Annotated in this window: 14 protein-coding genes and 1 pseudogene; 11 read left to right on the top strand and 4 right to left on the bottom strand. The window is 65.9% G+C overall.

Features of this window, described 5'->3' with window-relative positions:
* Positions 1 to 665: 665 nt before the first annotated feature.
* Positions 666 to 977 carry a hypothetical protein gene (locus ACWDKQ_RS33665; RefSeq protein WP_450142805.1) on the bottom strand — a complete coding sequence of 104 codons (312 nt, stop codon included), beginning with the start codon at positions 975 to 977 and terminating at the stop codon, positions 666 to 668.
* Positions 978 to 1,294: 317 nt separating this feature from the next.
* On the opposite strand from ACWDKQ_RS33665, the gene ACWDKQ_RS33660 reads away from it, so the two are divergent.
* The 5 genes from ACWDKQ_RS33660 (at position 1,295) to ACWDKQ_RS33640 (ending at position 3,413) form a co-directional block, all read left to right on the top strand.
* Positions 1,295 to 1,516: a hypothetical protein gene (locus ACWDKQ_RS33660; RefSeq protein ID WP_450142804.1), complete on the top strand. Its 222-nt coding sequence runs from the start codon at positions 1,295 to 1,297 to the stop codon at positions 1,514 to 1,516.
* 386 nt (positions 1,517 to 1,902) lie between these two features.
* A complete protein-coding gene (locus ACWDKQ_RS33655; RefSeq protein WP_450142803.1) occupies positions 1,903 to 2,379 on the top strand; it encodes an SAM-dependent methyltransferase in 477 nt (158 codons plus the stop codon).
* Positions 2,380 to 2,390: 11 nt separating this feature from the next.
* The gene (locus tag ACWDKQ_RS33650; RefSeq protein ID WP_450142802.1) at positions 2,391 to 2,540 is read left to right on the top strand and encodes a hypothetical protein; all 150 of its coding nucleotides are present in this window, start codon (positions 2,391 to 2,393) and stop codon (positions 2,538 to 2,540) included.
* A gap of 117 nt (positions 2,541 to 2,657) precedes the next feature.
* On the top strand, positions 2,658 to 2,993 hold the full coding sequence (locus ACWDKQ_RS33645) for a hypothetical protein (RefSeq protein ID WP_450142801.1): 336 nt from the start codon (positions 2,658 to 2,660) through the stop codon (positions 2,991 to 2,993).
* Between the two features lie 276 nt (positions 2,994 to 3,269).
* The gene (locus tag ACWDKQ_RS33640) at positions 3,270 to 3,413 is read left to right on the top strand and encodes a hypothetical protein (protein WP_450142800.1); all 144 of its coding nucleotides are present in this window, start codon (positions 3,270 to 3,272) and stop codon (positions 3,411 to 3,413) included.
* 222 nt (positions 3,414 to 3,635) lie between these two features.
* On the opposite strand, the pseudogene ACWDKQ_RS33635 reads toward ACWDKQ_RS33640, so the two are convergent.
* Both ACWDKQ_RS33635 and ACWDKQ_RS33630 read right to left on the bottom strand, forming a co-directional pair.
* Positions 3,636 to 4,577: pseudogene (locus ACWDKQ_RS33635) on the bottom strand (IS5 family transposase).
* A 176-nt stretch (positions 4,578 to 4,753) separates the two neighbouring features.
* Positions 4,754 to 4,942: a hypothetical protein gene (locus ACWDKQ_RS33630; RefSeq protein WP_450142799.1), complete on the bottom strand. Its 189-nt coding sequence runs from the start codon at positions 4,940 to 4,942 to the stop codon at positions 4,754 to 4,756.
* Between the two features lie 366 nt (positions 4,943 to 5,308).
* Between ACWDKQ_RS33630 and ACWDKQ_RS33625 the strand changes: the two genes are divergently transcribed.
* The 3 genes from ACWDKQ_RS33625 (at position 5,309) to ACWDKQ_RS33615 (ending at position 6,728) form a co-directional block, all read left to right on the top strand.
* Positions 5,309 to 6,073, top strand: coding sequence for a class I SAM-dependent methyltransferase (locus tag ACWDKQ_RS33625; protein WP_450142798.1), 765 nt, complete (start codon positions 5,309 to 5,311; stop codon positions 6,071 to 6,073).
* A gap of 81 nt (positions 6,074 to 6,154) precedes the next feature.
* Entirely contained in the window at positions 6,155 to 6,544 is a 390-nt protein-coding gene (locus ACWDKQ_RS33620) for a hypothetical protein (RefSeq protein WP_450142797.1), read from the top strand.
* A gap of 67 nt (positions 6,545 to 6,611) precedes the next feature.
* Complete coding sequence (locus ACWDKQ_RS33615) at positions 6,612 to 6,728, top strand: hypothetical protein (RefSeq protein WP_450142796.1); 117 nt, start codon at positions 6,612 to 6,614, stop codon at positions 6,726 to 6,728.
* A gap of 178 nt (positions 6,729 to 6,906) precedes the next feature.
* Here the strand turns inward: ACWDKQ_RS33615 and ACWDKQ_RS33610 are convergent, their stop codons facing one another.
* On the bottom strand, positions 6,907 to 7,950 hold the full coding sequence (locus ACWDKQ_RS33610; RefSeq protein WP_450142795.1) for a tyrosine-type recombinase/integrase: 1,044 nt from the start codon (positions 7,948 to 7,950) through the stop codon (positions 6,907 to 6,909).
* A 337-nt stretch (positions 7,951 to 8,287) separates the two neighbouring features.
* Between ACWDKQ_RS33610 and mug the strand changes: the two genes are divergently transcribed.
* The 3 genes from mug to ACWDKQ_RS33595 form a co-directional block, all read left to right on the top strand.
* A complete protein-coding gene (gene mug / locus ACWDKQ_RS33605; protein WP_450142794.1) occupies positions 8,288 to 8,878 on the top strand; it encodes a G/U mismatch-specific DNA glycosylase in 591 nt (196 codons plus the stop codon).
* Positions 8,879 to 9,164: 286 nt separating this feature from the next.
* The gene (locus ACWDKQ_RS33600) at positions 9,165 to 9,560 is read left to right on the top strand and encodes a hypothetical protein (RefSeq protein WP_450142793.1); all 396 of its coding nucleotides are present in this window, start codon (positions 9,165 to 9,167) and stop codon (positions 9,558 to 9,560) included.
* A gap of 18 nt (positions 9,561 to 9,578) precedes the next feature.
* A partial coding sequence (locus ACWDKQ_RS33595; RefSeq protein ID WP_450142792.1) for a hypothetical protein occupies positions 9,579 to 9,820 on the top strand: 242 nt, incomplete at its 3' end.

The raw sequence follows: 9,820 nt of genomic DNA, 5'->3' as shown, positions 1-9,820 counted from the left end.
GCCGACCCCGGCCACCCGCACTACCCAAAGCCGCCTGGATCAACCAACCCATCGAAGATCAACAACCAGTCAACTAAACACAACCCGTCTCAGTTTGACTTGACAACTACCGCAACCACCCCACCCACACCCTCCACACCGCCGCCTAAACCTCACTCCAAAAGAGCCACACCCTATTCATTACGAGGCATGATCGAGGGTTCACTCACGTTCGCCCGTCCGGTCTTCCCCTAACCTGTAGCTCCCGGATGGAGCGGGAGCCCTTAGGCGTGAACCCTGAGCTTCGCACCCCGCGATTGCTCGCAGCGCACGTCAGGGTGGGGACAGGCCACTGGACACTAGCCTGGGGCTACACCATCATCTCGATCCTCCAATCGGATAGCCCACTTGCTTGGTGCGCCCTCAGGTCGCACCGACAGTTGAATACGCGATCTCACCAGTCTCGCCCCCAGATTACGTCAATCCGAGCGCTTGCCAGCGCTTGCTGTCGTGCGCACCGGTGACCCGATGCCACCTATAGGCCACAGTGGACATATCGTGTTCGTTTACCAGCGAGAACAGGGCATGACGGCAGGTTCCAGCCGTATTCCGGTCGTACTCCTCGCTGGGGTGACCCACCACGGCAGCGGGCCACCCCAGCGATTGCCGACTGAGGCGACTCCTCGCTAGGTGCAGACGTAGGCCTCGCCCACGAATGGCGTGCTGTTAGAACTGCTGCCGCCAGGGCGGATAGACCAAACGACGTCGAACTGGACGTTCCGCATCTGCACGGTCACAGGCAGGTTGTTGACGTACGAGTTGACGTGCTCACCGAGCCCAAAAGCGTTGAGGCCCCAACAGCCGGCTCCGGTTCTCTCGGTAACGAAGTGCATGTCGTTGAAGCCGGTGTTGTAGTACAGACACAGACCGTTGGATCTGCAGGCCTCAGCGGCCGAGGCCTGCGGTGCGGCTACGACACCGGTGGTCGCCAGTGTCACCGCAGCAGCGACGGTGACTCCACCTCGCGCTGCCCGTCGGGTAAATCTCATTGGCATTTCCCCTCTCGTCCGATTGGTGCCCGGGCCGTTCCGGACCCCCGCACACGCCCGGATCGGAGACGTCGTTGCCCCAGAGCGAGCACATTCACCCGGACAGAGGCATGCGCGTCGCCCGCACCGCCGCTGCGCTGGCCGCGCTGACGTCGACGGCCCAACGGAGGACGCGCTGAAACCGCGTCGTCACTGGTCCAGCCAAATGCGCCCGAAATTTGGCTCTTCTGCTGCTTCCGTGGGTGGGTTAGGCGCGCCCGGGGAGGGTGGGTGGGTGGCCGAACGTCTCGCCCACCCGCTGGCGTACCGTCACCGACTGCACCGAGCGGCGGTACTTCTTCGAGTCCACCCGTAGCCCGAACGTGGTGTGGGTTGAGCTGTCGCAGCTGGATTTCGCCGAGGGCCGCCCGGAGCTGATCCTCGACCTAGTGAACGAGCCCGACCGCGTCGGCAATGTGACCGGCGAGTTCGTGGCGGTAGGGTCCTAGGCGGTTGGGATGGTGCAGGCCTGCACCATCCCAACCGCACGATGGAGCGGCACGGGATCTGCGACTTTTCGCGGACTGTACTGCTTCAAGGACAACAGGGACCTCCACGAGCGTCCACCGTCCGCCCGTCGCGGGGCGGCGAACGGAGTCGAACTGCATCACTGGGCGCCACGGGCGATCTTCGGGCTCACCGAAGCGAACCGGTGGCCAACCCGCCGCCCACCCTTGTTGATCACGCAACGAACGCCTGGACCAAAACGAATGGCCATTGACACCTGATCAGGGGGTCCGCTCTGCGAGCTGGTGTGCTGTGACTTTTAGTGTTTGTGGACATATCGGGCGACTGCGGTCGCCGAGGAATTCGGACCCGGTGCGGAGGTCGCAGCATGTCGGCGGGGTCGCTGGTCGTGGTCGGTACAGGCATTAGAGGCATCGGACAGTTGACCTACGAGGCTGCGGGGTGGATCGAGCAGGCCGACCATGTCGCGTACTGCCTGTCCGACCCTGTGACCGAGGTGTGGATTCAAGAACACAGCAAGTCCTCAGAGGATCTGCAGGTGTTCTACGGCAACGACAAGCCGCGTAGGGAAACCTATGCGCAGATGGTGGACGCGCTCGTCGCACCGGTACGCGACGGTCTGACGGTGTGCGGGGTGTTCTACGGACATCCCGGTGTGTTCGCCTATCCGGGCCACGAAGCGATCAGGGTGCTACGCGCCGAAGGCGTTCCCGCCATGATGATGCCCGGCGTGTCGGCATTGGATTCCTTGTTCTGTTCGCCGACCTGGGCGTGGACCCAGCCACGATGGGCTGTCAGGAGGTCGAGGCCACCGACCTGTTGGTGCGCAACCGAACCCTGTTGACCGAGTCACACGTGGTGATCTGGCAGGTGGGCTGTGTGGGCGATCTCGGCTTCCGTTTCGACGGCATCGACAATTCCCGCAATCGCCCGATGCTTGTCGAGTATCTGGAGAAGTTTTACCCGCCGGAGCATCAGGTCACCCACTACCACGCGGCCCATTAGCCGGTGTGTGGTCCGCTGATCCACACCGTCGCGTTGCGCGACCTACGTGACGAACCTCTGGACTCTGCGTCCACTCTGTACGTGCCGCCAGTTGTCGCGCCAGGCTATGACGACGACATGGCCGAACGACTGGGGATGGCCGGGAACCGGCCGCAGTCCGTCCAGTCGACGGGGACGGGAGTTCCGGACCACTATCTACCCACTCGCTATCCCAACGCGCTTGCCACATATCTGGCTCAGCTGGCGTCGGACCCGTCCCTGCTGAGCGAGTACCTGCATGACCCGCAGACGATGGGCACGCAGGTGCCGGGCCTGACCGGCGACGAGCGCGCGGCGCTGTTGTCCGGCGAGTCGGGGTCAATCTGGATGGCAATGAAGGACACCACCACGGTAAAGCCAACCGATACTCCCTCCGGTGCACCGGAGGGACGGGGCGAGACCACGCTCCCGTGATTCAACCGCACGACAGGAGGACCGCGACATGTCCAAAGATACTCTCACCAAGAGCCAGCCAACGACCGCGAAAACGAACCTACGCCACGCGGTGATGGACCCCACCCGCTGCGCTATCCGCACCGCCCCTGAGCGCCCAACGACACACGTCGTCTACCACGTGATTGTCCCCCATTTCATCGTCCCGGAGTGCTCCGCCGTTGGCCGCTATGGCAATCCCCTGGAACCGTAGAGACCTGAGTTGTAGGGATCTTGTTCTTTGTCGAGCGCCGCGCTGTGGTTCGCTCTACGCGCACTCGCCGACAACCGAGCCTCGCCAGCATCTACCGCGCCCTGGCCGAACACGAACAACGCCAGCGCCACCCCGACGCCGTCGAACAGGCCCACGCCGACTTCGCCGCCCTGACCGCCGGCGCCTGATCAGCCGGACACCACCGCGAATACCTGCTGGTCGCGCGCTTCGCGCCGGGGATCATTGCCCCTTTCGCACGTATGCCGGCGGGGCCCCCACGGGGGTGGGAACCTGGTGACCTCGCGGAATCAACTGTCGCGTATTGCCCACCGAGATCACTGGGAGTGATCACCAAGCAGCGGCGCGGGCCGGGTGTGCCCGGTACCGGGTCGGGTTTGCGACACGGGCGTCTAGGGCGTGTCTCTTAATTCCGGGAAGCGGTGCGGCAGATCATGATCGTGCTTGCGAGCAGGACACCGCCGAGGAAGGGCAGAGCGTACTTGTCGTAACGCGTGGCTACTCCGCGCCACTGCTTCACACGGCCGAACGCCCGCTCCATTGTGTTGCGGTGCTTGTAGATCTCGGCGTCGAACGCCGGCGGACGACCACCGGCGGAGCCTTTGGCCTTGCGGGCGGCGATCTGATCCCGCCGTTCGGGGATCGTGTGCTTGATCCGACGTCGGCGCAGCTCCCGCCGGGTCGAGGGGTGGGAATACGCCTTGTCGGCTAACAACCGGACATCCAGCGGTCCGGCGTCGGTGTAGTCGGAGGCGAGGTAGTCATCCAGCAAGGGCAGCAACTGGGGATTGTCTCCGGCCTGTCCGGCGGTCAACCGGACCGCGCCCAGATCACAGGCGGCGTCAGCCAACGCGTGAATCTTGGTGGAAAGCCCGCCCCGGGAGCGGCCCAGCGCGTGATCGTCGGGCTCGGCGGCCAGATTCGTGTCATTCGACGGTGCCCCCTGTGTGGCCGGTGGCTGCGGCCAGGTCCCGGCCTGGGACCGTGGGCGCACCCGCGGCGTGCTGGTGCGCGCGCACGACCGAGGAATCGATCGACAGCAACTGAGCGAGGTCGTCACCGGCATCGATGCTGTAGCTGGAGCGCACCACGTCGAACATCCGCTGGTAGGTACCGTCGATGGAGAACCGGTGGTGGTGCTTCCAGACCGTCTGCCACGGCCCGAACTCCGCGGGCACGTCCCGCCACGGCGTTCCGGCGCGGAACCGCCAGGCGATCCCTTCCAGGATCAGGCGGTGATCGGCAAACGGCCTGCCCCGCAAGCCCTTTCGCGAGGGCAGCACCGGCTCGACCAGCTCCCACAACTCATCTGAGATCGCATCAGCACGTACCACCAGCCGATCATCACCCACTACCAGGGCAAAAATTTGGAGACACGCCCTAGTCGCCGTCGGCCCGGTCCATGGTTGCGTCCGTGATGTCGCCGAAGTACTTCTCCCACAACGCCATCGCGTCGGCTCGTGACGGATCACCAGCCGCCTTCAACGCCTTCGCATCCGCCCAGAACCCCTCAAGCTGAGGAGGCGGGCGTTGCCAGGAAGGTGAGGTCGTCCGAGAACAGTGTGGCCTGCTGGCGGACCACGGACTCCACCAGCTCGACCTGCTGGATCGCGATGTCCTCGTCGATCGAGGCCAACTCGTCACGGACCCGCATCGTTAACGGGTACCCGCCCATGCCCGCCGGGCGCCCGCGCGACACGCACGGTCGCCTCCGGAATCCGCGGCCACGGCCGGGGCCGCATAGACACCACACACACTTGTCGATCTCGGCGATCGCCGGCGGCGAGCGGCCGGTGGAACCGCGGTGCAGCCACGCGATCCGGCTGATCGACATCTCCGGCTCGACGTCCAGTAAACCGTCCAGATCAGCGCTGACGTAGCCCCGGCGTGGCAGTTCGTCCTGCTACCCCACATTGCCAGCCGCCTGGCACGTCCGTCCAACGATTTCCCGCTGGGACTTCGAGGACGACCTGGAGGATCCGGCAGTGTCCAGACGCAGCGTGCGTCGTATTCCCAGGGCGGGTCTTCGGTGGCTGTCGGCGTGGCGTGCTGGGAGGATCACCGTATGCCAGCGGGTTCGTTCGAAGATTTGGTGGCCGAGGCGTCAGCGGTCTCGGTCGATGGCTGGGACTTCTCCTGGTTGGACGGGCATGCGACCGAACAGCGCCCCTCGTGGGGTTACCAGCGGTTGTTGCGTCGGCGACTGGGGGCTACGTCGGCGGCGCTGGACATCCAGACCGGCGGTGGCGAGGTACTGGCCGGTGCCGGGAACTTCCCGGCTCTGATGGCGGCGACGGAGTCCTGGCCGCCGAACATCGCCAAGGCCACCGAACTGCTGCACCCGTTGGGGGTGGTGGTCGTGGCGGACCCCGACGAGCCCCCGCTGCCGTTCGCCGACGGGGCATTCGACCTGGTCACCAGCCGCCATCCGGCGACCGTGTGGTGGGCGGAGATCGCGCGGGTCCTGCGGCCCGGTGGGACCTACTTCGCACAACACGTCGGGCCGGAGACCGTGTTCGACCTCGTCGAGTTCTTCCTCGGGCCGCTGTCCGAGGACATCCGCCGCAAGCGCCAGCCCGACGTCGAGAGCGCCGAGGCCGAAGCCGCCGGGCTGGAAGTCGTCGATGTGCGCCTGGAACGGTTGCGGATGGAGTTCTTCGACGTCGGTGCCGTCATCTACTTCCTGCGCAAGGTGATCTGGACGATCCCGGACTTCACCGTCGACCGCTACCTGGACCGGCTGCGTGAGCTGCACGAGCAGATCCAGCGCCAGGGACCGTTCATCGCCCACTCGACCCGGTTGCTCATCGAGGCCCGCAAACCAGCCTGAATTTCGTCTCCGTGACGCAAGATCCCCGCGGTTTTCCACATTGGAATCGCTGTCTGCCGGGCAGGCGTGAACGATTCGGCGATGACTTCACCCAGCCGAGGCTGTGTAGCTGTTCGACGACACCTTCCGAGGAGGACACCTTCCGAGGAGGCGCATGAGCGAGCTCGTGGTCACCGAGAACACCACCGTCGACAGGAGCTCGTCCGCGCCGCCCGCCACGCGGGCGTGACCGATGAGCGCGTGCTCAGCGTGTTGCTTACGACGCCACGTGAGGCATTCGGGGCGTTGGAGACTCGCACCGCCGCCTACGACGACGCGCCGCTGCTTGATCGGCCACGGCCAGGTCACGAGCAGCCTTCGTTGTCGGCGCTGATGCTGGAGGGTCTCGCGCTCACCGGCGGCGAACATGTCCTTGAGGTCGGTACCGCCGGTGGGTTTCCAGACCGCGTTGCTGGCTCGGCTGGCCGGTGATGTGGTCAGCGTCGAGTGGTAGGCGGATCTGTCCGGGCTGGCCGGCGGTGTTCTGGCGGCCGAAGGTGTGAGCAATGTCGAACTTGCCGTCGCAAATGGCTGCCGCGGATTTCCTCAGCGGGCTCCGTTGGACGCGGTGCTGGTCTCGGCCGCTTCATCGAACGTGCCTGCTGCGGCTGGTTGAGCAGTTGCGCCGACGTGGGCGTTTGGTGCAGCCATCGGTGTGGGCGGCGATGAACAGGTCGTCCTGTTCGAACGTCAGGAATCGGAAGTGCGGCGCGTGGATGTGCTTGGCTGGCCCGATTCGTTCGGTTGCGGGGCAACGACCGAGGATCACATTTTCGTCACCGTGACATAAATGATCAAGGCGATTCCTCTTGGGAATCCGGTGTTCCAGGTTCGGTTCGGTGCGTTGCGCTGGCGACGAGGTGCGCCGGGTCGCGGGTCAGGGACAGGGCGACGTGGTCGTAGAGCTGGGTGATCGCGGCCGAGGAGTGGCCGAGGGCGTCGCGACGGTCCTCCAAGGCCGCTCCCCTTTCCCGGGCGATGGTGTTGAAGGCGTGCCGCATCGAGTGCGGGGTGATTCGCTGGGGCATCGGCACCCCGGCCTTGGCTGCCAGGGCCTGTATGAGCCGGTAAACCTGGTGGCGGTTGACGCGCGCGCCGTGCCGGGTAACCAGCAGTGCGGACGTGTCGGCGCCGGACGGGCGGGCCTGCAGGTAGGCGTCGAGCACGGGGGCCAGCGGGGCCGGGATTGGTCGGGTGCGGACCTTGCCGCCCTTCATCCGCACGGTCAGCACTCGAAGTCCGTCGCGCTGCCCGAGATCGGCCAGGTCGGCGTTGCACAGTTCGGAGACCCGGATACCAAGGTCGATCAGCAGCATCATGGCAAGAGCCGCTGCCTGCGGGCCGAGGGTGCGGTGCGGGTAGCCGCGGCTGCTGGTCAGCATCTGCGCCGCCTGTTGTTCGGAGACGCTGGCTGTCGTCGAATGCCGGCGGTCGTAGCGCGGGCGGGCGGCATCGCGGGCGGGATTGGCGTCGATCGCCCCGGCTCGCACTAGGAAGGTGTACCAGCTGGAGACCGCGGCGAGCTTGCGCGCCCGTGTCGAGGCGGCGAAAGGGCGCCCGGTGCGGGGGTTGGTCGCGGCGGCGAGTTGGGCCGCGTACATCTGCACCTCGGGCAGCCGCATCGTCAGTGGGTCGAGGTCACGCTGGGTGCACCACGCCAGGTACTCACGCAGATCGCGCGCGTAGGCGGCGCGGGTGTCCGCGGAGTCGGCGAACGAGCCCAGCCAAGCCGAGAGCAACGCGGTGAGGGTGTGGCCGGTCCGAGTGCTCGCGGCAAGCAGTTCCGTTTGCACCCACACCGGCCGTACTCCGGCACCAGACCCCGAAATGATCTCCATGCGCCAACCTTACCGCACATAAGCGCGATTATGCGCGGTGGCTCCCCGACGGTTCTCCTCATCGAATTTTCATTTCGTTTGGTTTATAACGTTATTTAAACCGTGCGACGTAATTGGCGTTGGGAAGTGTGGAGGTGCCGAAGCTTGCGGGGCGCAACGGCGCCGCGCTACACCTCGCGAACCCCACGTCAACCGCTCCCCTGTGACCCGCTTGCCAAGGGGTGGCGGTCATTTGGGGCGGGTAACTCGGCCGAGGCCGGGAGGGCGGATCGCGGTCCGGCCTGTGATGGCCTCCGGGTTAAAGTCCTGTGTGGTTTGCGGGTACCGGAGGTGGGAGTTGGCGGGGAACCGGCCGAGCGCGCAGGAGTTGGCTGCGGCGGAAGGGGCGAGGATTCCGGATGTCCTCTCCCCCGGTTCGCGGGTACTGTTCTGCGGGATCAATCCGGGCCTGTGGTCGGGTGCCACGGGTTTCCACTTCGCGCGGCCGGGCAACCGGTTCTGGCTGGCGTTGCACGCCGCTGGGTTCACCCCGCGTCTGCTGCGGCCGGACGAGCAGGCGGAGTTGCCTGGTTTCGGGTTGGGCATCACCAATTTCGTGGCGCGGGCCAGCGCACGGGCGGCGGAGCTCTCCGACGAGGAGTTGCGGGCCGGTGGGTTGGCGCTGGCGGAGAAGGTGCGGCGGTTTCGGCCGGAATGGGTGGCCGTGGTGGGAATCACTGCTTACCGGGTGGCTTTCGGTGAGAGGCGGGCGACGGTGGGTCGGCAGGACCGGCGAATCGAGGGGGCCGGGGTGTGGGTGTTGCCGAATCCCAGCGGGCTCAACGCGCATTGGACGGCAGGCACCCTGGCCGCGGAGTTCCGCCAGTTACGGCAGATCGCGATAGGCGACGAGGTGCCGCAGCAGGGTCTTGGCGGTAGCGGCGGCTGACCCGGATCGGGCCGCCGGCGTGGCGTTGTCGCAGACGATGCTGGCAGCACTGGGTTTTCCGGAAACTTAGCGAATCTTGATTACGCCGCATGGCCGTGTTGACACCGGGCGTGATCGCGGGACGAGAGCTAGGGAACACAGGGGTGTGCTTTATCTGTCCGTTACCGGTAGGGTCTGATCCGCCGGTGCAGGAAGCCCCTGATCCGGTGACATTGGCCGTTTGCCCCCCGCAGAGTCGATACGGATGACTATTCAAGACGACCTTGCTCGACCGTGGTTCCAGCCCGTGGCCCCGTCGGAAGACCAGCAATCGAGACTGGATCCGGGACCGCCGACTACCCGCATCGTGGGCCAGCTGCCCCTGGACGAGGTGGTCGTCCCGGCCCGCCCGGCGGTGCTACCACCACCAATGGCCAACGCCCCGTCGCGGGTCGAGGTCACCCAGCCCTACATTCCCGCGATTCGCGATGAGCAGCCCGAGTTCGCCAAGCGGCTCAACCCCGACCCGTCGGCTTCGGTAGGGGCGCCCACCGTGCGGACCAAGCCGGTCGCTCCAGCTGCGCCGGTGAAGCCGGTGAAGCCGGTGAAGCCGGTGAAGAAGCGCAGCCTGGTTCGCCGGGTGGTGCGTCGCATCATCGGTCCTGATCTGCTGCGCAAGGATCCGCCGAAGAAGAAGCGGTAGTAGCGGAGCGAGAAGGCGGTGGCCTTGGCACTGGCGCAGACCTGCATCCTGCGCTGGCGCCAAGGCCACTGTTGTTCGCTGGCCGTGTTCCCGGCCGTGAGGTCAGGTCCCGGTGGTAGTCAGGCCGTTGATGGTGCGGCCACTAAGGCTGGTTTCGGGGGTCAGCCGATCACCCTCTTCGGCGCGGCTGCCGCGTCATCCGCGAAACACGGGAAACCGGTGTTTGGTATCGGTTGCTGGAAACGATCCGGCAATATGGC

This window comes from Saccharopolyspora sp. NPDC000995 (assembly GCF_053599315.1).
The sequence above is the reverse complement of the archived record's forward strand: the minus strand, read 5'-3'. Positions and strand labels throughout refer to the sequence as shown.

Bases quoted from the DNA above. Each gene is read 5' to 3' on its own strand.
- ACWDKQ_RS33625 (WP_450142798.1), top strand. From the start codon at position 5,309: ATGCCAGCGGGTTCGTTCGAAGATTTGGTGGCCGAGGCGTCAGCGGTC.
- ACWDKQ_RS33645 (WP_450142801.1), top strand. From the start codon at position 2,658: ATGGCCGAACGACTGGGGATGGCCGGGAACCGGCCGCAGTCCGTCCAG.
- ACWDKQ_RS33610 (WP_450142795.1), bottom strand. From the start codon at position 7,950: ATGGAGATCATTTCGGGGTCTGGTGCCGGAGTACGGCCGGTGTGGGTG.
- ACWDKQ_RS33655 (WP_450142803.1), top strand. From the start codon at position 1,903: ATGTCGGCGGGGTCGCTGGTCGTGGTCGGTACAGGCATTAGAGGCATC.
- ACWDKQ_RS33620 (WP_450142797.1), top strand. From the start codon at position 6,155: ATGACTTCACCCAGCCGAGGCTGTGTAGCTGTTCGACGACACCTTCCG.